This is a genomic window from Dyella sp. (genome assembly GCF_036384435.1).
GTDB lineage: Bacteria > Pseudomonadota > Gammaproteobacteria > Xanthomonadales > Rhodanobacteraceae > GSA-30.
The window spans coordinates 41485-66240 of the sequence record NZ_DASVMI010000074.1 but is presented as its reverse complement, the minus strand read 5'-3'; the positions used below and the strand labels follow the sequence as shown (position 1 = coordinate 66240).

The 24756-nt window shown below is 62.6% G+C and carries 19 protein-coding genes; 12 read left to right on the top strand and 7 right to left on the bottom strand.

Annotation, left to right across the window (positions count from 1 at the left end):
• Positions 1-2: 2 nt before the first annotated feature.
• The 4 genes from VF436_RS07025 to trxA all read right to left on the bottom strand — a co-directional run bounded on the left by VF436_RS07025 (position 3) and on the right by trxA (position 4764).
• The gene (locus VF436_RS07025) at positions 3-1406 is read right to left on the bottom strand and encodes a sensor histidine kinase (RefSeq protein ID WP_330903294.1); all 1404 of its coding nucleotides are present in this window, start codon (positions 1404-1406) and stop codon (positions 3-5) included.
• Positions 1393-2097 (bottom strand): response regulator, encoded by a 705-nt coding sequence (locus VF436_RS07020; RefSeq protein WP_330903293.1) that lies wholly within the window; start codon positions 2095-2097, stop codon positions 1393-1395. Before VF436_RS07020 ends, VF436_RS07025 begins: the two co-directional genes overlap by 14 nt.
• A gap of 306 nt (positions 2098-2403) precedes the next feature.
• Positions 2404-4167, bottom strand: coding sequence for a transcription termination factor Rho (gene rho, locus VF436_RS07015; protein WP_330903292.1), 1764 nt, complete (start codon positions 4165-4167; stop codon positions 2404-2406).
• Between the two features lie 270 nt (positions 4168-4437).
• Complete coding sequence (gene trxA / locus VF436_RS07010; RefSeq protein ID WP_330903291.1) at positions 4438-4764, bottom strand: thioredoxin TrxA; 327 nt, start codon at positions 4762-4764, stop codon at positions 4438-4440.
• A 410-nt stretch (positions 4765-5174) separates the two neighbouring features.
• Here trxA and VF436_RS07005 point away from each other — a divergent pair, with 410 nt between their 5' ends.
• The 11 genes from VF436_RS07005 (at position 5175) to VF436_RS06955 (ending at position 20233) form a co-directional block, all read left to right on the top strand.
• The gene (locus VF436_RS07005; protein WP_330903290.1) at positions 5175-6884 is read left to right on the top strand and encodes a DEAD/DEAH box helicase; all 1710 of its coding nucleotides are present in this window, start codon (positions 5175-5177) and stop codon (positions 6882-6884) included.
• A 229-nt stretch (positions 6885-7113) separates the two neighbouring features.
• Positions 7114-7791 carry a cell division ATP-binding protein FtsE gene (ftsE, locus tag VF436_RS07000; RefSeq protein WP_330903289.1) on the top strand — a complete coding sequence of 226 codons (678 nt, stop codon included), beginning with the start codon at positions 7114-7116 and terminating at the stop codon, positions 7789-7791.
• Positions 7791-8756 (top strand): permease-like cell division protein FtsX, encoded by a 966-nt coding sequence (gene ftsX, locus VF436_RS06995; RefSeq protein ID WP_330903288.1) that lies wholly within the window; start codon positions 7791-7793, stop codon positions 8754-8756. The genes ftsE and ftsX overlap by 1 nt, the downstream gene beginning before the upstream one ends.
• Before the next feature lie 113 nt (positions 8757-8869).
• Positions 8870-9712, top strand: coding sequence for a response regulator (locus VF436_RS06990; RefSeq protein ID WP_330903287.1), 843 nt, complete (start codon positions 8870-8872; stop codon positions 9710-9712).
• The gene (gene ung / locus VF436_RS06985; protein WP_330903286.1) at positions 9709-10425 is read left to right on the top strand and encodes a uracil-DNA glycosylase; all 717 of its coding nucleotides are present in this window, start codon (positions 9709-9711) and stop codon (positions 10423-10425) included. The genes VF436_RS06990 and ung overlap by 4 nt, the downstream gene beginning before the upstream one ends.
• A 428-nt stretch (positions 10426-10853) precedes the next feature.
• Positions 10854-11711: an RNA polymerase sigma factor RpoH gene (rpoH, locus tag VF436_RS06980; protein WP_330903285.1), complete on the top strand. Its 858-nt coding sequence runs from the start codon at positions 10854-10856 to the stop codon at positions 11709-11711.
• A 173-nt stretch (positions 11712-11884) separates the two neighbouring features.
• Positions 11885-12565 carry a response regulator transcription factor gene (locus tag VF436_RS06975; protein ID WP_330903284.1) on the top strand — a complete coding sequence of 227 codons (681 nt, stop codon included), beginning with the start codon at positions 11885-11887 and terminating at the stop codon, positions 12563-12565.
• 55 nt (positions 12566-12620) lie between these two features.
• Complete coding sequence (locus tag VF436_RS06970; protein WP_330903283.1) at positions 12621-14054, top strand: HAMP domain-containing sensor histidine kinase; 1434 nt, start codon at positions 12621-12623, stop codon at positions 14052-14054.
• A gap of 336 nt (positions 14055-14390) precedes the next feature.
• Positions 14391-17600 carry an efflux RND transporter permease subunit gene (locus tag VF436_RS06965; protein WP_330903282.1) on the top strand — a complete coding sequence of 1070 codons (3210 nt, stop codon included), beginning with the start codon at positions 14391-14393 and terminating at the stop codon, positions 17598-17600.
• A complete protein-coding gene (locus VF436_RS06960) occupies positions 17590-18786 on the top strand; it encodes an efflux RND transporter periplasmic adaptor subunit (protein ID WP_330903281.1) in 1197 nt (398 codons plus the stop codon). Before VF436_RS06965 ends, VF436_RS06960 begins: the two co-directional genes overlap by 11 nt.
• Positions 18770-20233: an efflux transporter outer membrane subunit gene (locus VF436_RS06955; protein WP_330903280.1), complete on the top strand. Its 1464-nt coding sequence runs from the start codon at positions 18770-18772 to the stop codon at positions 20231-20233. Before VF436_RS06960 ends, VF436_RS06955 begins: the two co-directional genes overlap by 17 nt.
• A 185-nt stretch (positions 20234-20418) precedes the next feature.
• On the opposite strand, the gene tal is transcribed toward VF436_RS06955, so the two are convergent.
• From tal to VF436_RS06940, 3 genes are all read right to left on the bottom strand, one after another.
• Positions 20419-21372: a transaldolase gene (gene tal / locus VF436_RS06950; RefSeq protein ID WP_330903279.1), complete on the bottom strand. Its 954-nt coding sequence runs from the start codon at positions 21370-21372 to the stop codon at positions 20419-20421.
• An 80-nt stretch (positions 21373-21452) separates the two neighbouring features.
• Positions 21453-22739 carry an NAD(P)/FAD-dependent oxidoreductase gene (locus VF436_RS06945; protein WP_330903278.1) on the bottom strand — a complete coding sequence of 429 codons (1287 nt, stop codon included), beginning with the start codon at positions 22737-22739 and terminating at the stop codon, positions 21453-21455.
• Positions 22740-22845: 106 nt separating this feature from the next.
• On the bottom strand, positions 22846-23757 hold the full coding sequence (locus VF436_RS06940; RefSeq protein ID WP_330903277.1) for a LysR family transcriptional regulator: 912 nt from the start codon (positions 23755-23757) through the stop codon (positions 22846-22848).
• A 130-nt stretch (positions 23758-23887) separates the two neighbouring features.
• Between VF436_RS06940 and VF436_RS06935 the strand changes: the two genes are divergently transcribed.
• Entirely contained in the window at positions 23888-24655 is a 768-nt protein-coding gene (locus tag VF436_RS06935) for an SDR family NAD(P)-dependent oxidoreductase (protein ID WP_330903276.1), read from the top strand.
• Positions 24656-24756 lie beyond the last annotated feature (101 nt).

Sequence of the window (24756 nt, the reverse complement as noted above, 5' to 3'; positions counted from 1 at the left end):
GGTCAGTGGGCCCCGTGCGGGAACTCGATGCGCATGCACGTGCCCCGGCCGTGCCGGCCATCGAGGATCAGCAGGCGGCCGCCATGGGCCTTGGCGGCTTCATCGACGATGGCCAGTCCCAGGCCCGTGCCATCGCCCTGGCTGCCGCTGCCGCGGTAATACCGCTCCCGTACGCGCTCGCGTTCGGCAAGGGGGATGCCTGGCCCATCATCCTCGACTTCAAGGAAAGGCGTACCTTCCTCGATGCCGCAGCGCAGAGTGACGCAACCGCCGTCGGGCGTGTAACGCAACGCGTTGTCCACCAGGTTGAGCAGCAGTTCGTGCAACAACCAGTAGATGCCGACCACTTGTACCGGCTTGCGCTCGGCACCTAGGTCAATGCCACGCTCAAGAGCTCGATCCAGCGAGCTGCCAACGATCTCGCCGACCAGGGCGGGTAGATCTATGCTGCCGAAATGGCTGGCGCGATGCGCCGAGGGTTCGGCACGCGCCAGTGCCAGCAATTGGTTGGCGGTGTGGGCCAACCGATCCACGCCACCGTGCAGCAATTCGATACGCTCCTTCATGGGCGTGCCGGCCGCTTCCCGGGCCAGGACTTCCAATTGCGCCTTCAGGCCGGTCAGGGGCGTGCGCAACTGATGCGCAGCGTTGGCCAGGAAGTGCTGTTGCGCCAGGCTGGAATCGCGCACCGTCGCCAGCAGGTGGTTGAGCGAATCCACCAGGGGCTGGATCTCGGAGGGCACGTTGTCCAGCGTGACCGGTTCGAGCGTCTGCGGACTGCTGTTGGCAATGCGATGTTGCAGGCGGCGCAGCGGGCGCAAGCCGATGGCAATACCGGCGACCGCCACGCCCAGGGTCAACAGCATCTGCACGATGTCGTTGAGGCCCAGCGCGATATCCATGCGTTGCATGGCGCGATCGCGGCGATGCGGTGTCTCAGCGGCGGTGACTACCAAGGGTGCACCGGCTTCGTCGGTGCGATAACTCACCACGCGCAGCGGCTGCCCGCGATAGATGATGTCGCCGTAGGCGATGTCGCGAATCGCGGATGTCGCGTTGGGAATGATCGGCAGGTCGGGCGTGCCGGCAATGGTCTGGCCATCCGGGGTGCTGACGCGAAAGAAGAACTGTTCGTGCATAGTCGAACGCAGCGGCGGCGGAGGCGGCCGGTTCGGCATCAGTACATCCCAGCCACCGTCGGGCCGGCGATGGATATTGGCGGTGATGGCTGTGGCCGCGCGCGCGAGAGAGCGATCAAACGCGCTGGAAATGGGTGTGATCATCACGCGGTGATCTACCGCGATACCTAGCACCAGCAACAGGAGCAAGGGGCCGATCAGATAGATCAGCAGGCGGCCACGCAGGCTGCCGCCCAGGCGCCTGAGCCACGCCTCAAGCCTCTTCAAGACGGTAGCCGAGGCCGCGGATGCCGCGTACGTTGGCCGAACCTTCCAGTTTGCTGCGCAGGCGCGAGACGTGCACCTCGATGGCATTGCTGGAAATATCCTCATCCCAGCCGGCGATGGCCTGGATCAGGCGTTCCTTGCTGACCACACGCCCGCCGTGGTGGGCCAGGCATTCGAGGATCGACCATTCCCGCCGCGTCAATTCGATCGGGCGTCCTTCGCGATCGAGCACGCGGCGGCCGGCCAGATCGATACGCAACTGGCCGACCGAGAGTTCATTGGAGGTCGCGGCGGTGGCGCGGCGAATCAGCGCGCGGCAGCGGGCGGCAAGCTCCGGCAGGGCAAACGGCTTGACCAGGTAATCGTCGGCACCCAGGTCCAGCGTGCTGACGCGGTCGTCGAGGCCATCGCGTGCGGTGGCGATGAGAATAGGCAGCGCATTGCCCGCCCGGCGCAGGCGGCGAACCAGGCCGAAACCATCTTCACCCGGCAATCCCAGGTCGATGATGGCCATATCGTAATGCGCCCCTTCCATCATGCCGGCCACGGTCTCGGCCGAGCCGGTATGGTCGACCGCATAGCCCTCGGCGGACAGTCCGCGCACGACGGCATCGGCGACGAGGGGATCATCTTCGACCAGGAGGATGCGCATAACGGGTAGCAGTTCACGGAATCGGGCTGGAGCGCCCATTGTTCCCGATTCCGCCGTAAATAGCTGAAAGGCCGGCGTAAGGTGGCTTCGAGGGGCGGGTCGGATGCGAGGGTTTGCGCGTTTGATGGGAGCGTCGGTTCCTGGAGATGGGAGCCGGGGGCGCGAAGCTGAGCATCACGGCAAGTCTCCAGTGCCTGGAAACACATCGGCTCCTCTGACGCGAGCTCGGGCGATCGGGCCTGTGCCCCTCCGCCGCCTCGCGCTGGGCCATCGAATCCATGCATTGAAACGAAACGAAAAAAACCGGCCTATGGCCGGCTTTTTTCTGACGTAGCACCTAAACCATCAGCGCTTCATCGAATTGAAGAACTCGTCGTTGGACTTGGTGTTCTTCATCTTGTCGAGCATGAACTCCATCGCCGCCAGCTCGTCCATCGGATGCAGCAGCTTACGCAGGATCCAGATCTTGGCGAGCATGTCCGGATCGATCAGCAGATCTTCGCGACGGGTGCCGGAGCGGTTGATGTCGATGGCCGGGTATACGCGCTTTTCGGAGATGCGGCGATTCAGGTGCACTTCCATGTTGCCGGTGCCCTTGAATTCCTCGTAGATCACCTCGTCCATCTTGCTGCCGGTGTCGGTCAGCGCGGTGGCGATGATGGTCAGCGAGCCGCCTTCCTCGACATTGCGCGCCGCGCCGAAGAAGCGCTTGGGGCGCTGCAAAGCGTTGGCATCCACACCGCCGGTGAGCACCTTGCCGGAGCTTGGCACGACGGTGTTGTACGCGCGGGCCAGGCGGGTGATCGAGTCGAGCAGGATCACGACATCCTTCTTGTGCTCGACCAGGCGCTTGGCGCGCTCGATCACCATCTCGGCAACCTGCACGTGGCGCGCGGCCGGCTCGTCGAAGGTAGAGCTGATCACTTCGGCGCGCACGGTGCGTGCGATTTCAGTGACTTCTTCCGGACGCTCGTCGATCAACAGCATGATCAGGTGCACGTCTGGATGGTTGTACTGGATCGCCTGTGCCACGTTCTGCAGCATCATCGTCTTACCGGACTTGGGCTGCGAGACGATCAAGCCACGCTGGCCACGGCCGATCGGAGCGACCAGGTCGAGGATGCGGCCGGTGATGTCTTCCGTCGAACCATTGCCACGTTCAAGGCGGAAGGCCTTACGAGGGAACAGCGGCGTGAGGTTCTCGAAGAGCATCTTGTTCTTCGAGGCTTCCGGCGGATCGCCGTTGATGTCATCGACCTTGAGCAGGGCGAAGTAGCGCTCGCCCTCTTTGGGGTGACGCACGCGTCCGGTGATGTAGTCGCCGGTACGCAGGTTGAAGCGACGGATCTGGCTGGGCGAGACGTAGATGTCGTCCGGGCCGGCCAGGTAGGACTCGTCGGCCGAGCGCAGGAAGCCGAAGCCGTCCTGCAGGATTTCCAGCACACCCTCAGCCCAGATACCGCCGCCGGAGCGCGCGTGGGCCTTGAGGATATTGAAGATCACATCTTGCTTGCGCGCGCGCGCCACGCCTTCCTGGACACCCAGCGACTCGGCGAACTCCAGCAACTGGATGGCGTTCTTGCGCTTGAGCTCGGTGAGGTTGATCAGGCGGTCGCTGCTACCGGCCTCGGCGAATTCGTCGTCCACCGGCAGGCCGTTATTGTTGCGCGGGTGGTTGTTGCCTTGGCGCTGCTGGGGATGGGTGTTACCGCGATTGTCGCGGTTATCCCGTTCATGCCGGCCACGGCGACGACCGCGATCATTGTTGTTATTGCGATTCTGGAAACCGCCGCCCTGGCCGTGGTGACCGCCTTGCGGCTGGCCGCCCTCGCGGGCCTCCTGCGGCGGGCGTGGAGCGGATACGTCGCCGCTGCCGGCCGATGGCGCTGGCTGGCTGGCCGGCTGTTCGACCGGCAAACTGGTCTGTACCGGGGCCTCCGTGGGCGCGGGGCGCGGGGCAGGTGCCTCGCTTGCGGCGGCCTTTTCAGCCGCTTGGGCGGCTGCCGCTGCCGACTTTCGTGGCGCACGGGGACGCGGCGTATCGGATGCCGGCTTGGTTTCGGCGCTCTTGGCGTCGTGGGAGTCTTTGGTATCGATGATATCGGACACGGGCAAACCTCGTGGGGCGCCGTTGATTGCAGGAAGGAGGGTGGGTGCGTCGTCGGCGCATAGGCGCGGGGGACAGCTTCGTGTCCCGACTGACCCCGTGAATCTATCACTGGCCGCGCGGCGGCGTAAAGCGCCTGGCGGCAAAAAAGCTCGTAAACCGGCGCAAGTTCGCGAATCGCTGCGCCGGCGCATGCGCTTTATTCATGCCTCGCGAACGAGGAGTACCTCGTGGAGCCCGGCGACCAGGTGTCGAACCGGGCTCCGGCCGGATCAGATGGCCTTGTCGATCATCTGGGCGAGCGCGCCCTTGCTGACCGCTCCGATCTGGGTGGCTTCGACCTTGCCGTTCTTGAAGATCATCAAGGTCGGAATGCCGCGGACGTTATAGCTGCGTGGCGTCTGCTGGTTCTCGTCGATGTTGATCTTGGCGATACGCAGCTTGCCCTGGTACTGCTGGGCGAGTTCTTCCAGGGCCGGCGCGATGGCCTTGCATGGGCCACACCATTCCGCCCAGAAATCCAGCAGCACGGGCGTGTCGGAGTCGAGCACCTCCTTTTGGAAGGCTGCATCGCTCACATGGGTAATCAGGTCGCTCACCGAGGTCTCCAGAAATATTTAAGAAGGGCGATTGACGACCACACCGTCCGCATCGGCTACACTGGGCTGCCCTTTGAAGCGCGGGGGTCGTCTTTTGAGAGGTCTTGCCTGGAAGGCAGTTTCCTCTGACCCCATGTAAGTTAAGGACGCCGCGATAGCGATTCAAGGGCGGCAACGGTCGCCTCCGTTGTCATAGGTGAGCGGATTTGGCTGCGAGTTTTTTCGCAAGTCTTTGTTTTTATGGTCGAATCTATTCAGCTATGCCAGCGGAGCTGCCATGCCCGCCATGTGGCGCCTCGTAGCCTGGCGTCGCCTCAATCCACCCGTCCCGGGCCATCTTTCCATGACCGCCGCGGGACCGGACGCTAGCCTCCAATGGCCGTCCGCACCCAGATTCCTTACCTATATCCATGTCCCAAACCGTTCTCACCGATACTTTTTTCACCCATTTCGATCTCCACCCACTGTTACAGCAGGGCCTTGAGGAAGCTGGCTTCACGCGTTGCACGCCGATCCAGGCACTGACCCTGCCGATGGCCCTGACCGGGCGCGACGTCGCTGGCCAGGCCCAGACCGGTACGGGCAAGACCTGTGCCTTTCTCGTGGCGATGATGAACCGGCTGCTTACGCAGCCAGCGGTCGCCGGGCGCAAGGACAGCGATCCTCGTGCATTGGTCATCGCGCCGACGCGCGAGCTGGCCATCCAGATCGAAAAGGACGCGCGCAACATCGGTCGCCATACCGGCTTGAAGACCGCCCTGATCTATGGAGGCGTCGATTACGACAAGCAGCGCCAGCAACTGAAGGATGGTTGCGACATCATCATTGCCACGCCCGGCCGCCTGCTCGATTACTACAAGCAGCAGGTATTCGGCTTCAACAGCGTTGAAGTCATGGTCATCGATGAAGCCGATCGCATGTTCGACCTGGGCTTCATCAAGGATGTGCGCTTTATCTTCCGCCGCCTGCCAGCGCGAGAGGAGCGTCAGGTGCTCCTGTTCTCGGCCACGCTCAGCCATCGCGTGCTGGAGTTGGCCTACGAGCACATGCATAACGCCGAGAAACTGGAGGTGGAGACCGATAACGTCACCGCCGATCGTGTGCGCCAGTTGGTGTACTTCCCCTCCAAGGAAGAGAAAATGCCGTTGCTGCTCAACCTGCTTGAGCGCACCAAGGCTGAGCGCAGCATCATCTTCGTCAACACCAAGGCCGCTGCCGAACGTATCACCGACCGGGTCAAGCGCCAGGGATACCGGGTGGGCGCGCTTTCCGGCGACGTACCGCAGCTCAAGCGGCAGAAGCTGTTGCAGCGCTTTCAGGAAGGCCAGCTCGACATGCTGGTGTGCACCGACGTCGCCGCGCGTGGCCTGCATATCCCGGCAGTCAGCCACGTGTTCAACTACGACCTGCCGCAGGACGCCGAAGATTACGTTCACCGCATCGGTCGCACAGCACGCCTGGGTGCCGAGGGTGATGCCATCAGCTTCGCCTGCGACCTGTATGCGATGTCCCTGCCGGATATCGAGGCCTACATCGGCCAGCGCATTCCCGTGGCCACGATGGAGCCGGAATTGCTGGTGATGCCCCAGCCCAGGGCGGTCGACGCGCAATACGCCGCCGAGTCGGCCGCCGACAGCGCCGAGTTCGGCGACAAGGTCGTGTCGCGCGATGGCGAGGGCGCGCGTGGGCGTTCGCGTAGCGGTGGCGGCAACGGTCGTGGCGGCAGTGCAGGTGGGGATCGTCGCCGTTCGCGTGACAGTGAGCGGCGCGAACGTGGTGAACGCAAGCCTCAGGGCCAGGTGGCGCAGCCGGTGGCTGTGGCTCCCGCAGGCGGTGCAGAGGTGGGGGCGGAAGGTGAGCGCAAGCGCCGTCGCCGCCGTGGTGGCCGTGGCCGTCGTCGGGATGGCGAGGTCATGACCAATTCGTCGGCAGCCCACGTCAGCGCCAACGCCGGTGAGCGTTCCGAGCGCCGTCCGCGCAATGAGCAGCCCTCATCGGGCAACGGCGGCAGCCGCTCACGCCAGGTGGTTGCCACCGCGGCCAAGCACCCGGCAGAGGCTCAGGCTTCCCAGAAGATGGGCTTCTTCAAGCGGCTGACGCGGTTGTTTACCGGCCGGTGAAGCCGTCGCCTCCGGCGGCTGTGAAGTCGCTGGTTGCGCGAACGGTAAGCAGTAGAGAGGGAGAGCTCCATGCCTGTCACGGGGGTCGGCTCTTCCTCTTCGCAGGCCGCCTGGCGGCCCGCTCGACCCTTTACAGCCCGCAAAGCGGGCGGCTTTATCCGGAAGCCATCGAAGTTTTCCCGCGCGCCGCTTATCCTTTGCCCTATACGGCCGCCACGTAGGAAACCCGGTGATTCGCTTCGAACAAGTCAGCAAACGCTACGAGGGTGGCCATGAGGCGCTGTCCCAACTTTCGTTCGAGGTGGGCAATGGCGAAATGGCCTTCGTCACCGGACATTCCGGTGCAGGCAAGAGCACGCTGCTCAAGCTGCTGGGACTGATCGAGCGGCCTTCGCATGGCGTCATCACCATGGATGGGCAGAGCCTGGCCAAGATCGGGCGGGCGGGGATTCCGAAGCTGCGCCGACGTATCGGCATGGTGTTCCAGGATCACCGTCTACTGATGGATCGCACGGTGTTCGCCAATGTCGAATTGCCATTGGTGATCGGCGGTGTGGCGCCCCAGGAACGCGGGCGGCGTGTGCGTGCCGCGCTGGAGAAGGTCGGCTTGCTTGCCTACGAACGGCAGTTACCTGATTCGCTCTCGGCCGGAGAGCAGCAGCGTGTGGGTATCGCGCGCGCCATTGTCGGTCGCCCGTCATTGCTCATCGCCGACGAGCCGACCGGTAACCTCGATCCGCAACTGGCCATGGAGATCATGGGACTGTTCGCCGAGTTCCAGCAGTTGGGTACGACCGTGCTGGTTGCCAGCCACGATCTGCCCTTGATCAAGAAGATGAAGCGGCGCGTCGTGGTGCTCGATCACGGCCGCCTGGTCGCAGACATCACCGCCCAGGAGGTGCTGTGATGGATTCGCGCAACGACGCAGTCGATATCTCGCGCAGCGAGCGCAGTCGCTCCAGGCCGGTAGCAAGCTGGCGCGAACATCACGGCTGGAGCGCGGCAGCCAGCTTGCGTCGACTATTCTCGCGACCGTTGGGCACCTTCATGACCATCGCGGTGATGGGGCTGGCCCTGGCCTTGCCGCTCGCCTTCTACCTGCTGCTAGCCAATGTGCAGAACCTGGGCGATGCCCTGGGCCAGAATCAGGCGCTCAGCGCTTTTCTCAAGCCTGGGCAGGCCGGCAACGCGGTCGATGCCATGGCGACGACCGTGCGCGAGCGCGCCGACGTGGCGCAGGTGACCGTCAAGACGCCTCAACAGGGCATGGACGAACTGGCCAAAATGCAGGGTTTTGGCGAGGCCATGCATACGCTCGATGACAATCCGTTGCCTTATGTGCTGGAAGTGATGCCCAGGCCGGGCCTTGGCGCCGATGCCGTGACACGTCTGGTGGACGACCTGCGCGGCATGCAGGGTGTGGATCAGGTGCAGGATGCCGGAACATGGCGCCAGCGCCTGGATGCCCTGCTCGGTGTGGGCAATCGTGTGGTGCTGGTGTTGGCCGCGATGCTTGCGCTGGCCGCGGGCTTGGTGGTGGCCAATACGGTGCGTGTGGACATCGCCAGTCGCGCCGAGGAAATCAATGTGTTGATGCTCGTCGGCGCCAGTCGCGCCTTCGTGCGTCGCCCGTATCTTTACGCGGGCATCTGGTATGGGTTGCTCAGCGGCGTGGTCGCCGCGGGCGTGGCCTTGGTGGTCGAATTTGCCCTGGTTGATCCGGTGACACGACTGAGTCATGCCTATGAGGGCAAACTGCAGGTCGGTGGATTGCCGTGGTGGCTGCTTGCCGCCGTGCCGGTCGCTGCTGCTGTGCTGGGCTGGTTGGGTGCGCGCTTGATGAGTGCCTGGCAGTTGCGCAAGGCGGTTTGACACGCTCGAAGCAGCATCCGGGCGAAGAACAGGGCAAGATGGTTGTATCCACGGGTGCGCAGGCGTGCTTGCCCGGGTTTCGGACATCGTGTTTCGGGCGAACGGATGGCGGCATGAGTACAAGTTTCAGCAACCGGGTAGCCAGCGCCGCGCCGCGCGTGCTGGTGGTCGATGGTTCCAAGGTGGTCAGGCAGCTCATCACGCGCGTGCTCAACGCCGAACTGCCTGATGCCGAAGTCATCGGTTGCGGCACGGGCGCGCAGGCGCATCAGCTGCTCGAGAGCGGCGTGTTCGATTTCATCACCGTATCGCTGCGCCTGCCGGATATGGACGGCCTGGAGCTGGCTCGCTACGTTCGCGAATTCGCTCCTCAGATCTATATTCCTATCGTGGTCGTGTCCGGCGACGTGGACGATCGACTGCATCGCCGCACGCTGGGTGAGCATGTCACCGATTATTTCGACAAGTCGCTGGGCTTCCAGGCGCTGGCCGAATTCATTCGTGGCTATGTACGCCCGGAGAGCATGGCCGAAGGCGAGGTGCTTTACGTCGAGGACAGTCGCGTGGTTGCGCTGGCCACGCGGCGCGTACTGGAAAAGTACGGACTGACCGTGCGCCATGTGATCAGTGCGGAGGATGCGCTGACCATGCTGGAGACCGCCAAGGCGCAAGGTGTGATAGGTGCGGATATCGTGCTGACGGACGTGAGCCTCAAGGGTGAACTGACCGGCGGCGATTTGCTCGAACGCATTCGCCGCGACTATGGTTATGGCAAGGGCAGCCTGCCCGTGCTGGTCATGACCGGCGACGAAAACCCGGCCAATCAGGCCGCGCTGCTCAAGGCAGGCGCCAACGACCTGGTCGAGAAGCCGATCGAGGAAAAACTGTTGATCACCAAATTGCTGTTCCAGTTGCGCGTGGCGCGACATCTGCGCGAGCGTGACGCAGCCCTATGAGTTCGGAACGTGTGAGACTGGAGCCTTCGTGGAAGGCTCGCATAGGCGATTACCTGGAGCGCCCGGAGATGCAGGCGCTTTCTGCGTTCCTGCGCAAGGAAAAGCAAGCCGGCAAGGTGATCTATCCACCCGGTCCGGAAATCTTCGCCGCCTTCGACCACACCCCTTTTGATGCGGTGCGCGTGGTGATTCTTGGTCAGGATCCATACCATGGTCCCAATCAGGCGCATGGCCTGTGTTTTTCGGTGCGTCCCGGCGTGCAGGTGCCACCGTCCCTGGTAAACATTTTCAAGGAAATCCAGCGTGATCTGGGCCTCGCCTCGCCAGACCATGGCTGCCTCACACCGTGGGCCGATCGTGGGGTGCTATTGCTCAATGCGGTACTTACCGTCGAGCGTGGCCGCGCCGCATCGCACCAGGGTAAGGGCTGGGAAGGTTTCACCGATGCGGCCATCGATGCGCTCAATCGCGGCGAGCGCGAGGGCATCGTGTTCATGCTGTGGGGCTCGTACGCGCAACGTAAGGGGCAGTTGATCGACACGCGCAGGCATCATGTACTGAAATCCGTGCATCCCTCGCCGTTGTCGGCGCATCGTGGCTTCCTGGGTTGCGGACATTTCTCCGCCGCCAATGCCTACCTGGAACAGCACGGCCATAAGCCGATTGATTGGTCGTTGCCGATGCGAGCGCAGCTTGAGTCAAAGTCCGGCTGAGGAACATTCCCGCCTCACTTCAAGCTGGCCCATCCGGTGCTGGTGCGGGTGGGGCCGTTAACGCTCATATGGCGGCGCCCCAGCGGGGTATACCCCTTGTTGATCTCAGCCAGACGCTATCTTGCCAGGTCATCGATCAGTCTCTTGAGACGAAGGGTGTTACCTATGCCTTATGCCAGGCGAATGACCGGACAGGAAGCTATTCAAGCCTGGGTTCCTGGAAAAGCTCGGGATTTTTATGTCCAAGTGGATGATTTAATTGTTTTTTCATGTCTGGGTGGTGGGTTGTTGCGCTGCAGAAACCCACTGGACACACGCAAGGTATTCCTGTACGATTCGGTTTAATAAACGAGCTGGAACTATTCAGCGCGTTAGCACTCTCAACCCCGGAGTGCTAAGTTGTTCCCCAAGTTTTCAGGAGGTTCCTCATGTCACAAGCTTTGGCGACCGCCTCTCTGCCGGTACCCAGTGTTGTCGGCAGTCTGGACGCGTATATCGCGGCGGTGCACCGTATTCCGGTGCTGAGCCAGGACGAGGAGCAGGCACTCTCGCGCCGCTACAACGATGACAACGACCTGGATTCGGCCAAGAAGCTGGTGATGTCCCACCTGCGCTTCGTCGTCCACGTTGCCCGCGGTTATAACGGTTACGGTCTGCAGCTCTCCGACCTGATCCAGGAAGGCAACATCGGCCTGATGAAGGCGGTGAAGCGTTTTGATCCCGACCAGGGCGTTCGCCTGGTCAGCTTCGCGGTGCATTGGATTCGTGCCGAGATGCACGAGTTCATCCTGCGCAACTGGCGCATCGTCAAGGTGGCCACCACCAAGGCGCAGCGCAAGCTGTTCTTTAACCTGCGCAAGAGTAAGAAGCGCCTGGGCTGGATGAACGCAGAGGAAGTGCGCGTGGTAGCGCAGGACCTTGGCGTGCCTGAAGCGACCGTGCGCGAAATGGAGTCCCGTCTGTCTGGTCGTGACATTGGTTTTGAGGCTCCGGCCGACGCTGATGAAGACGCCAAGCCGGCTCCGGAGGCCTTCCTGGTCGACGATGGCGCCGACCCGTACGAGAACATCGCCGACGCTGACCAGGCCGACAATGAGCTGGAAACGCTGTCGGTGGCCTTGCAGAAGCTTGACCAGCGTTCGCGTGACATCATCCAGCGTCGTTGGCTGAACACCGAAAAGGCCACCTTGCAAGACCTTGCAGATGAATACGGTGTCTCCGCCGAACGCATCCGCCAGGTCGAAGCCAACGCGATGAAGAAGATGCGCGGTCTGTTTGCCGCTTGATTCCAGGCATGCGACGCGCTTGATACATACGGCCTCCGGAAGCGGGGGCCGTATGCTTTTCAGCGGCAGGAGAGCGGGCCGCCGGCGGCCCTGGTCGTGAGGTGTGAGGCGCAAAAGCCTTCACCCTGACCCACTCCTCACTCCTCACTCCTCACTCCTCACTCCTCACTCGTATGCCCCAAGTCCTGGTCATCGAAGACGACGAAGTCACTGCCCGCGAGATCGTGGCCGAATTGAGCGTCCATGGCCTCCTGGCCGAATGGGTGGCTGATGGCAGGCTGGGGCTGGAACGGGCGTTGGATGGCGCCTATGACCTGATCACGCTCGATCGCATGCTGCCCGGCATGGATGGGATCGACGTGGTCGAGGCGTTGCGCCGGGCCCACGTGGATACTCCGGTGCTGATGATCAGTGCGCTCAGTGATGTCGATGAGCGGGTGCGTGGCCTGCGTGCCGGCGGCGACGATTACCTGACCAAGCCGTTCGCCCCCGATGAGATGTCGGCTCGTGCCGAGGTGCTGCTGCGCCGCCGCCAGGGTGTGGATGGCGGCAACCGGCTGCGCGTGGCTGACCTGGAACTGGACCTGGTGCGCCATGTAGTGCAGCGCAACGGCCAGTTATTGAACCTGCTCCCTACCGAATTCCGTCTGCTGGAGTTCCTGATGCGCAATTCCGGCCAAGTGGTGACCCGCACCATGATTTTCGAGCATGTGTGGGGCTTTCACTTCGATCCGGGTACCAATGTCATCGACGTGCATATCGGTCGGCTGCGGCGCAAGATCGATAGCGCGGGTCTGCCGGCCTTGATCCGCACGGTCCGGGGAACCGGGTACATGCTGGCGCCGACCCGCTAGTCGTATGATTCCTCTCCGCTCCTGAAGGCGCGCGCGGCGCGTCCGGTTGACTGTCATGACTTTCCATCCCAAGGCCTGGCACTCGGCCACCTCTCGGCTGATCCTGGTCTACGGTGCGCTCTTTGCCGCCTGGGGCCTGATCCTGGTGGGCGTGATCCAGTGGGAAACCACCCGTTATCTCAACAACGTGATCGACCAGATCATCGTGCAGCGCATGCATTACCTGGCCGAGACCGACGCCGCACGATTGCCCGCCACAGTGGATGCGGCCGGGTTGATCGATCCGCATGGCGTGATGTCGGTGGGGTTGTTCGGGGCTGACGGCCATGTGGTGGCCGGTAATATCCGCCGGCTGCCGGCCGAGCTGATTGTCGATGGCAAGCCGCGCCTGCTGGCCGGTGGCATTCCGCGGCCGTTTCGCGCCGATGGCGTGGTGCGTGCCCGCGCCGTGGCTATACAACTCCCCTCTCACGAGGTGCTGGTCATCGCCAAGGACACGAGCACGCTCGATGGCCTGGGCATCATCGTCTGGCGCGCGCTGGCCTGGGGCATTTCCCTGACCATCATCCCCGGCCTGCTGGGTGGTTTCCTCCTGCGGCGAGGCCCGGCTCGGCGTATCCGTGCTTTGCAGGAGGCCACCGATCCAATCCGCCAGGGCGACCTGACCAAGCGCTTGCCGGTCAGCCGGCGTGGAGACGAGTTGGACCTGCTGGCCGGCATCGTCAACACGATGCTGGATGAGATCGAGCGCCTGATGAACGAGGTGAAGGGTGTGTGCGACAACATCGCCCATGACCTGCGCACGCCACTGACCCGCTTGCGTGCCCGCCTTTATCGCGCGCAGCAACAGATCGCCGAACAACCAGAATCGGCCCTGCTCGACGCCTGCGTGACCGACGTGGATGGCCTGCTCGCGCGATTCCGCGCCCTGTTGCGCGTGTCGGAACTGGAAGACCGCAACCGTTGCGCCTGCTTTGCCGAGGTGGATTTGGCCCAGGTGCTGGAACAGGTGCATGAGTTCTACGCCCCGGTGGCCGAGGATCGCGGCCAGCCTTTTTCGCTGGACTTGTCTCCCTTGTCTCCCGTGCGTGCCGATGGGCACCTGATGTTCGAGGCGCTGGCCAACCTGGTGGGCAATGCCATCAAGTTCACACCCAGCGGTGGCCGTATTCACCTGCGTGCCCAGATGGACAAGCTCGGCCCACGCATCGACATTCTCGACAGCGGCCCGGGTATACCCGCCGACGAGCGCGATGCGGTGACCAGGCGCTTCTACCGAGGCGATAACAGCCGCACCACGCCGGGCTCCGGTCTGGGCCTGAGCATCGTCAGCGCCATCGTGCGCCTGCATGGGTTCACCCTGGAGATCGGCGAGGGCGATTACGGTGCCCGCATCACCTTGTATTGCTACACCCCGGAGCCGGGGCAACTGGCACGGCCCAAGGCACTGCCGGCTGACGTGGTGGAGTCGGCACGGGCGACTGCCTGACGGCCCGGAGATGGGGGAGGGTAGTAGGGATGCACCGATGATTGCCCCTTAGGTAATGCAGTTGGCGCGCTGGGCCAAGGCTTATGCCATGGTCACACGTCATGCCACGTTTCGGCGTGCTGCTGCTCGTGTTTGCGCCCCAGCACGCATCCCCGTTCCTGGTTTCCGTCTCCTGGCGCACCAGAAAAACGCCCTCCGGCGCCTGCCGCCCATACCGCCGATCCCCAGGCAATAGTTGAAAGATGAAATTATCTTCATGGATGACAGGGGCCCGCCGGCCTGGTCTCCATGCGAAAATCTGCCGCGACGCACCATCAGCGCTCGGAATCCCCTGGCATGTTCAGTATTGTCCGGATCGCGCTTTCGCGACCGTATACGTTCGTCGTTCTCGCTCTGTTGATCCTCATTATCGGCCCGCTGGCTGCAATGCGGACTCCTACCGACATCTTCCCGGATATCAAGATTCCGGTGATCAGCGTGGTGTGGCAGTACACCGGCCTTCCGCCCGACCAGATGGCTGGACGCATCTCCTCGCCGTTTGAGCGCGTGCTGACCACGACGGTGAATGACGTGGAGCACATCGAGGCCCAGTCCATCAACGGTTTCGGCGTGATCAAGATCTTCTTCCAGCCGACGGTGGATATCCGTACCGCCAATGCCCAGGTGACTGCCGTAGCGCAGACGCTGCTCAAGCAGCTGCCGCCCGGCATCACGCCGCCGCTGATCCTCAACTACAACGCCTCGACCGTCCCGATTATCCAGCTGGCGCTGTCGGGCAAGGGTTTGACCGAACAGAACCTGGGCGATCTTGGCCTGAACGCGGTGCGCCCGGTGTTGAGTTCGGTGGCCGGCGCTTCGATTCCGTATCCCTTCGGCGGCAAGACTCGCCAGGTGCAGATCGATATCGACTCGGCCGCATTGCAGGCGCGTGGCCTGTCCGCGCAGGACGTCGCCAACGCACTGGCGGCCCAGAATCTGATCGTGCCGGTCGGTACGCAGAAGATCGGCCAGTTCGAATATATCCTGCAACTGAACAACGCCCCGTCGGACATCAATGACCTGGGCAACCTGCCGGTCAAGACCGTCAATGGCACTACGGTATATATCCGCGACGTGGCCCATGTGCGCGACGGCGCGCCGCCGCAGACCAACATCGTTCACGTGGACGGCAACCGTTCGGTGCTGATGACGGTGCTCAAGAATGGCTCGGCCTCGACGCTGGCCATCATCGAAGGCGTGAAGCAGAAACTTGCCGCTGCCAAGGATTCGTTCCCCGACTCGTTGCAGATCGCGCCGATCGGCGACCAGTCGTTGTTTGTGCGTGCGGCGATCGGCGGCGTGGCGAAGGAAGGCATCATCGCCGCTGCACTCACGAGCCTGATGATCCTGTTGTTCCTGGGTAGCTGGCGCTCGACGGTCATCATTGCGATCTCGATCCCCCTCGCCATCCTCGGATCGATCATCTCCTTGTCGGTGATCGGCGAGACGCTCAATATCATGACGCTAGGCGGCCTGTCGCTGGCCGTGGGCATCCTGGTGGATGACGCCACGGTGACCATCGAGAACATCAACTGGCATCTTGAGCATGGCAAGGACGTGGAGACAGCCATTCTCGACGGTGCGGCGCAGATCGTAACGCCAGCCTTCGTATCGCTGCTGTGTATCTGTATCGTGTTCGTGCCGATGTTCTTTCTGGAAGGCGTGGCGCGCTTCCTCTTCGTGCCGATGGCCGAAGCGGTGATGTTCGCGATGATCTCCTCGTTCATCCTGTCGCGCACGCTGGTGCCGACGATGGCCAAATACCTGCTGCATCCGCATGCGCCGCATGTGGATGAGCACGGCCATCACGTGTCGCTGTCGCCGTCGAGGAATCCGCTGGTGCGCTTCCAGCGCGGGTTTGAGCGTCGCTTTGACAGCATTCGCGACGGCTACCACAGCTTGCTGGCTACGGCGCTGGAACATCGCAAGGTATTCGTCGCCGGTTTCATGGCCTTCGTGCTGCTGTCGTTCGCCCTGGTGCCGTTCCTTGGCCGTAACTTCTTCCCGGCGGTCGATGCAGGCCAGATCCTGATGCATGTACGTGCGCCAGTAAGCACGCGCGTGGAGGACAGTGCGACGTTGTTCGCCGACATCCAGGCTTCGATCCGTCGCATGATTCCCAAGGAAGAACTGGGCACCGTGGTGGACAACATCGGCCAGCCAGTGTCGGGTATCAACACCGCGTACAACAACACGGGCACCATTGGCTCGTGGGACGGCGATATCCAGCTGGCCTTGAATGAAGGCCATCGTCCGACCGCCGAATACGTGCAGCGCATGCGCGAGCAGTTGCCGCGCCAATTTCCCGGCGTGACCTTCTCCTTTCCACCCGCGGACATCATCAGCCAGATCCTGAACTTTGGTTCGCCGGCACCGATCGACCTGCAAATTCGCGGCAACAAGCTGTCGGAGAATTTTGGCTATGCCAATGCCTTGCTGCGCGATATCAGGCGCATCCCGGGAGTGGTGGATGCACGCATCCAGCAGTCGCAGGCCAACCAGGGCTTCAGCATCGACGTCGATCGTACGCGTGCCCAGTTGCTTGGCGTGACCGAGCGCGACGTCACCAATTCGCTGGTAGTGAACCTCGCCGGTTCCAGTCAGGTGGCGCCGACGTTCTGGCTCAATCCGCAGAATCAGATCTCCTATCCGATCGTGATGCAGACACCGCAGTACAGCCTGGACAACCTTTCGCAGTTGCAAAATCTGCCGATCAATGGCGCATCCGCCAATGGGACGACCCAGGTCCTCGGTGGTTTGGCTACTTTCAAGCGTTTTTCGGGCAATGCGGTGGTCAGCCAGTACAACCTCCAGCCGATGGTGGAGATTTTTGCCACCACCCAGGATCGCGATCTCGGTGCCGTGGCCTCGGATATCCAGAAGGTGGTGAGCGATCACGCCAAGGCGCTGCCCAAGGGTACCTCGGTAGCCCTGTTGGGTCAGGTGCAGACGATGAACAGCGCTTTCTCTGGCCTGATGTTCGGCTTGCTCGGCGCTGCGGTGCTGATCTACCTGCTGATCGTGGTGAACTTCCAGTCCTGGGCTGATCCATTCGTGATCGTCACGGCGTTGCCTGCGGCCCTGGCCGGTATCGTCTGGATGCTGTTTGCCACGCATACCACGCTGTCGGTGCCTGCGTTGACCGGCGCCATCATGTGCATGGGTGTGGCCACGGCCAACTCCATCCTGGTGGTGAGCTTCTGTCGCGAGCGGCTGGCCGAACATGGCAATGCCACCCGCGCGGCGCTTGAAGCCGGTTACACACGTTTCCGCCCGGTACTGATGACGGCACTGGCCATGATCATCGGCATGGGGCCGATGGCCATGGGTATGGGCGAGGGTGGCGAACAGAATGCGCCACTGGGTCGTGCAGTGATCGGCGGCCTCATTTTCGCGACCACGGCCACGTTGTTGTTCGTGCCTGTCGTCTTCAGCATCATCCACGCGCGGCATGGCCGCGCCCAATCCCCGGCGCCTGCTTCCGGAGAGCCTGCACATGTCGTCTGAATCGTCTGAATTCAAAAATCCCACACCGACCCACCCTCGCAAGCTGCGGCTGGCGGCCCTGATCGGTGTCATCCTGGTGGTGGGCATCGTAGCTGTCGGCGTGACCACGCGAGCCTCCGATGCGCACAAGCTCAAAGATTGGACCGACCAGCAGGCCGTGCCCACCGTCGCGGTGGTGGATCCTGAGCCAGGCAAGACGGGCAACGGCCTTGAACTGCCCGGCCGTCTGGAAGCCTATTCGCGTGCGCCGATCTTCGCGCGCATCAATGGTTACTTGAAGTACTGGAAGGTCGACATAGGCACCCAGGTCAAGGCCGGTCAGTTGATGGCCGAGATCGAGACGCCTGACGTCGACCAGCAACTGCTGCAAGCCAAGGCCGACTACGCCAGCGCCAAGGCCAACCAGGAACTGGCGGCCATCACCGCCAAGCGCTGGCAGGCGATGCTAGGCTCCGACTCGGTCTCCAAGCAGGAAGTGGACGAAAAGACCGGCGACCTGACCGCCAAGACCGCCCTGGCCAATGCTGCCAAGGCCAATCTTGACCGACTGCAAGCCACGAAGGCGTTCGCGCGCATCGTGGCGCCCTTCGATGGCGTGGTTACCGCGCGCAATACCGATGTGGGACAGTTGATCAACGTCGGCGGCGGTGCACCGGGGCAGGAGTTGTTCACAGTCTCGGACGTGCGCAAGCTGCGCGTGTATGTCCAGGTCCCGCAGAACTATGTGCCGGCGATCAAACAAGGTTCGGTGGCTCAGATGAGCGTGCCGGAGCATCCGGGACAGACCTTCAAGGCGACCGTCGAATCGTCGGCGCAGGCGGTGAATGCGGCATCCGGTTCGACGCTGGTCCAGCTTTCGGTGGACAACACCGATAACCAGCTGATGCCGGGCGCGTTCGCCAACGTCAAGTTCGACCTGCCGATCAGCGCCACGGCCCTGCGTGTACCGGCCAGCGCGCTGGTCTTCGATAACCAGGGCCTGCGCGTGGCCGTGGTGGGACAGGACAACAAGGTCACTTTCAAGCCGGTATCCATCGCGCGTGATTTCGGCAAGAGCGTGGAATTGAACGCGGGGCTAGCCAAGGGCGACCGAGTGATCGAGAGCCCACCCGATGGCCTGGCCGATGGCGATACCGTGAAGATTGCTGAGAAGACGGCGGACAAGCCCAATGAAAAGAAGGCTTAATGTTGTCCTGGCTGGCGCAGTGACCATGGTCCTGGCCGGTTGTTCGCTGGCTCCGGCCTACAAGGTGCCGGATGCGCCGGTCGCCAACCAGTACAAGGAGCAACCGCAGTCGCAGGGCCCCTGGGTGCTGGCGCAACCGTCCGATCAGCTGGCGCGCGACGGTTGGTGGAAAGTCTATGGCGATTCGCAGTTGGATGACCTGCAACAGCGCCTGCTTGCGCATAACGCCGATCTTGAGGCGGCGCTGGCTCACTTCGAGCAGTCGCAGGCGTTCTATCGGCAGACACGAGCCAACCTGTCTCCGCAGGTATCGGTCAGCGGCAATGCCCAGCGCGATCGCGAATCCGACACCAAGCCATTGCGTGGCGCGACGTCGCCAGCTTGGTACAACTCGTTTACCGCTGTAGGCGAGATCGATTACGAGGTGGACCTGTGGGGTCGCGTGCGTAACGAGGTCGCGGCTAGCAAGGACCAGGCTATCGCGGCCGCGGCCGATCTTGCTTCGGCACAGTTGAGCTTGCAGGCGCAGTTGGCCGATAGCTACATCGTATTGCGCGGGCTGGACCAGCAACTGGATTTGCTCAAACAAAGTACCGACGCTTTCGCCAAGGCCTTGCAGCTGACGCAGACGTTGCATCAGGGCGGTATCGTGTCCGGCCTGGACGTGGCGCGTGCGCAGACGCAGTTGTCGTCGGTGAAATCGCAGTGGTCGCAGACCCAGGCCCAGCGTGAGTTGGTAGAGCATGCGATCGCGGTATTGGTGGGCGAATCGCCGTCCACCTTCACCATCGCGTCCAACACCAAGACGATCGTCTTGCCGACTGTGCCCACTACGGTGCCGTCGACCTTGTTGCAGCGCCGTCCCGACATTGCGGCCGCCGAACGTCGTACGGCGGCATCCAACGCGCAGATTGGTGTGGCGCGCGCGGCGTACTTCCCCTCGCTTAGTCTGGGCGTGCAGGGCGGCTACCAGAGCGACGTCTACGGTGGGCTGTTGTCCACGCCCAATCGCATCTGGGCGTTCGGTCCGAACATCCTGATGGATATCTTCGATGGTGGTCGTCGCAAGGCGCAGGTCGCCGCGGCGAAAGCGGCCACCGAGGAAGCTGGTGCCAAGTATCGCGGCGTGGTGCTCAACGCATTCCAGCAGGTCGAAGACAACCTGGTGCAACTCGATCGCCTGGGCAATGCGCGGGTGGATCAGAAAGATGCCTCCGATGCCGCGCAACACTCCCTGGACCTGGCCATGGATCGCTACAAGCAGGGCGCGGTGGGTTATCTCGATGTCGTGCAGGCGCAGACCACCGCGCTCGATGCGCAACGCAGTCTGCTCGACCTCGATACGCGCCAGTTGCGTTCGAGCGTGCAGTTGATTCGCGCGCTGGGGGGCGGTTGGAGCACCGACGCGCTGGCGAATGCGTGGAAGAAAAGGCCCGAGGCGAAGTGATACCTGCTACAAAAAAAACCGGCTTCGGCCGGTTTTTTTTGTCCTTCATGAAGGGGCGATTGAAGAGTAGCGAGGGCATTCCGATGCAGATCGCCTTGGGTTTGCCGAATGCGAAAGCGATTTCGCAAACATCCCGCTATTGAAGCGGCGCGGCCTTGCGCTCGCGCCCCTCATCCCTCAAGCCCTCACAATTTCGCCGCCAGCACTTTCTCCAGCTTGCGCTGGTCCACGGCAAATTTACGAATGCCTTCGGCCAGTTTATCCGTGGCCATGGCATCTTCGTTGTGGCCCCAGCGGAAATCGTTCTCGCTGATCTTCGGCGTCTTGGGTTCGCGTTTACCGTTGTCCTCGAGTTTGCGTGGCAGGTCACCCTGGTCGGCATCGAGCTTTTCCAGCAGGTCCGGACTGATGGTCAGGCGATCACAGCCCGCCAGCGCCTGGATTTGTCCAATGTTGCGGAAGCTGGCGCCCATCACGATGGTGTCGAAGCCGTGCAGCTTGTACCAGTCGTATATACGGCGTACGGACTTCACGCCCGGGTCTTCGTCCGGTGCGTAGGACTTGGTATCGGTGTTGGCGACGTACCAGTCCATGATGCGGCCGACAAACGGCGAGATAAGGAACACACCAGCCTCGGCACAGGCCACGGCCTGTTCGAACGAGAACAGCAACGTGAGATTGCAGTCGATCTTGCGCTTCTGCAACTGCTCGGCGGCACGAATGCCTTCCCAGGTGGAGGCGATCTTGATCAGGATGCGATCGCGGCCGATGCCCGCGTCTTCATACATGCCGATCAGTCGTTCGGCCTTGGCGATGGTTGCGTCGGTATTGAACGAAAGGCGCGCGTCGACTTCGGTGGACACGCGGCCCGGCACCAGTTCGAGGATTTTGCGACCCACACGCACCGCCAGGTGATCGCTGGCGTCTACGATCTGCTGTTCGCGATCGTTGCCTTTGGATTTGGCCCAGTCCACGGCCTCATCAAGCAACGGCGCATAGCTTGGAATTTCCGAAGCCTTGAGCAGCAACGATGGATTGGTGGTTGCATCGACCGGCTTGTAGCGGGCGATCGCCTCGATGTCGCCGGTGTCGGCAACGACGGTGGTGTACTGGCGCAGTTGTTCGAGTTGGGAGGGCACGATCTTGGTTCCGTGTCAGCAGGAAAGGGGACGCGGCATTCTGGCAGCTCCGCGAGAAGGAATCAGTGAAGAATGTGGGGTCATTCGGACGATTCACCAGTTGAGGGCGCGGACTCGCGGTCCTGTCCGGTCACGATGCGCGCGGCGCGTTCGTAGGTCCAATATGCCCAGGCCCAATCCATCAGCACGACCAGGCGATTGCGAAAGCCGATCAGGAAGTACACGTGTGCCACCAGCCAGATCCACCAGGCCAGCAGCCCAGAAAACTTAAGCTTGCCGAACTGGGCAACGGCGGCCATTCGCCCAATGGTTGCCAACGAGCCATCGTCGCGATAACGAAAGCGGGCCGCCTCCGCCGAACCCTGGATCATGGCGCGTACACGCAGGGCCGCATGCCGCCCCATTTGCTTGGCGGCCGGGGCAACGCCCGGCACGGGTTTGCCGCTTTCCTGCGTGAAGGTGGCCAAGTCGCCGATGACGAAAACCTCGCGATGTCCAGGTAGGCTCAGGTCCGCTTGCACCTGCACACGCCCAGCCCGATCCAGCGGTGCGCCCAGCGAGACGCCAAGAGGCGAAGCCGATACGCCTGCTGCCCATAGCACGGTGCGCGCCTGCAGGCGTTGCTCGCCCAGTTGCACGCCCTCCTCGTCGATCGCGCTCACCGCCGTACCCAGGCGTACCTGCACACCCAGTTTTTCCAGTTGCTTCCTGGCTTTGTCGGAAAGATCTTCGTCGAAGGCGGGCAGTACGCGTGGACCGGCTTCGACCAGCAGTACGTTGGCCATGCGTGGATCGCTGCGCCGGAATTCTCGCGGCAGCGTATGCTTGGCGATTTCGGCCAGCGCGCCCGCCAATTCGACGCCGGTAGCGCCTGCGCCGACGATGACGAAGTTCAGCCACGCCTGTCTTCGTACGGGATCATCCTCGCGCTCGGCTCGCTCGAATGCCAGCAGGACGCGGCGACGGACGGCGAATGCGTCGTCGAGTGTCTTCAGGCCCGGTGCGCGCGATGCCCAATCGTCATGGCCGAAATAGGCGTGCGTCGCGCCAGTGCCGACGATCAGGTAGTCATAGCCGATATCGCCCTGGCCCAGGTGTACACAACGGGCCGTGGTATCGACTGCGCGCGCTTCGTCCATCAGCACGGTGATATTGGCCTGCTTGCGCAGGATCTGCCGCAGCGGTGCGGCGATCGATGGAGCCGACAAGCCGGCCGTGCCTACCTGGTAAAGCAGCGGTTGGAACAGGTGATGATTGCGGCGATCGATCAACGTGATGCGTACCGGCGCATCGGCCAGTTCACGGGCGGCGGCCAAACCGCCGAAGCCGCCTCCAAGTATCACGACATGGGGACACGAGTCGGTCATGGTGTTTTCCTCAAGCTCTGATGCAAAGGCATGGGTTCGCGTTGTCCTCAAGGTCCTGCTGTCCCCGGAGGGGCTTCGAGGAGCAGGCCCATGCCTTTGCACCCTCTTACGTGGTTGGCGGGTCCAACATGGGGGCGAGCAGCCCGGTCAACCATGCCATGAAAGCCTTGGTGCGACGTGGCAGGTTGTGTCGCCGCGCATAGACGAGCGACAAAGGCATCGGTTCGGAGGGCAGGTGGGGCAGCACTTCGATCAATTGCCCGTCGTCCAGCCAGCGCCGCACACCGGTCAGTGGAATCTGCGCGATCCCGAGGCCGGCCAGCACGGCGGCCTCGAATCCCGGCGTATTGTTGACGGTGATGATGCCGGCCATCGGTAGATACCGGTACACCTCGCCATCGCGATATTCGAAGCCCGGAGGCTTGCTGCCCAATGCATTGACGTAATGGACCAGGCGGTGACGCGACAGGTCCTGCAGGTTCGTCGGCGTACCGTACTGATCCAGATAGGTTGGGCTGGCCACGTTCACGCAGCGCATATTGCCCAGTGTATGCGCGACCAGGCGCGAATCGGTCAAGGTTCCGCCGCGCACCACGCAGTCGAAACCCTCAGCAATGACATCGACCATACGATCCGTGCCGCTGAGTTCGATTTCCAGCAGGGGATGATCACGCAGGAATTCCGGCAGGCGCGGGATCACCGTGCGTTGGGCGATCGGTACCGGCATGTCCACGCGCAGGCGCCCGCTCAGGGCCCGGGTGTCGTGCTGGAACATCGTCTGCACTTCGTCCAGTTCGGCCAGCAGATCCTTGCAGCGCGCATAAAACGCCAGGCCATCCTGGGTAGGCTGAACGCGGCGCGTGGTTCGATGCAGTAACTGCGTGCCGATCTGGTCTTCCAGTTGTCGCACGGCCGTGGAGATGCTCGCCTTGGGCAGGCCCAGACTGTCGGCCGCCTTGGTGAAGCTCGCCAGCTCCAGGGTGCGCACAAAGGCGTACATGGCATCAGTGGGGTGCATGGATGTCAGCATTGTTCATATGAAATGAACAGTCAAATTGAATTCCGCCTCTCTATGCGGCTGGCTGCCATCAATAAACTGCGTGCCTGTGTTTCCCGTTCACCTCTCTGCTATCTAAGGAGCCAAGACCATGAGTCAAGCAACCTCTTCAATCGCCCTGATCACTGGCGGCAACCGAGGCCTGGGCAAGAACGCCGCGCTGGCACTGGCCGCGCAGGGCGTCGATGTGATCCTGACCTATCGCAACAACGGCGATGAAGCCCAATCGGTCGTGGCCGGCATCCAGGCCCAGGGTCGCAAGGCTGTCGCGCTGCAACTGGACGTCGGTGTGGTTGCCAGCTTCCCTGGTTTCGTCGAGCAATTGCGTGACGCGTTGGACAGGCACTGGCAGCGTGGTCACTTCAATTACCTGTTCAACAACGCCGGCACCGGTCTGCACGCGATGTTCCATGAGACCACCGAGGCCGATTTCGACGAACTGGTCAACGTGCACTTCAAGGGCGTGTTCTTCCTGACGCAGGCACTGCTACCGCTGATCGCCGATGGCGGCCGCATTCTCAATGTATCGTCCGGCCTGGCTCGCTTCAGCCTGCCTGGTTCATCGGCCTATGCGTGCGTGAAGGGTGCGGTGGAAGTGCTCACGCGCTATCTGGCCAAGGAGCTGGGTTCACGCGGCATCGCCGTCAACACGCTGGCTCCGGGCGCCATCGCCACGGACTTCCGTGACGCGGCTGTCCGCAACAACCCGGAACTGCAAAAGATGATCGCGGCCCAGACCGCGCTGGGCCGGGTCGGCGAAGCCGACGACATCGGCGGCCTGGTCGCCACCTTGTTTTCGTCGTCGACCGGTTGGGTCAACGCACAGCGGATCGAAGCATCGGGCGGGATGTTTATCTGATAGTTAGGTCGGCAGCTTTCGCTGCCTGTGAAGCCGCTCGCTGAGCGAGCTGTGAGGCCGGTGGCTACGCCACCTGTGAAGAGAGAAAGTGGACCGTAGCT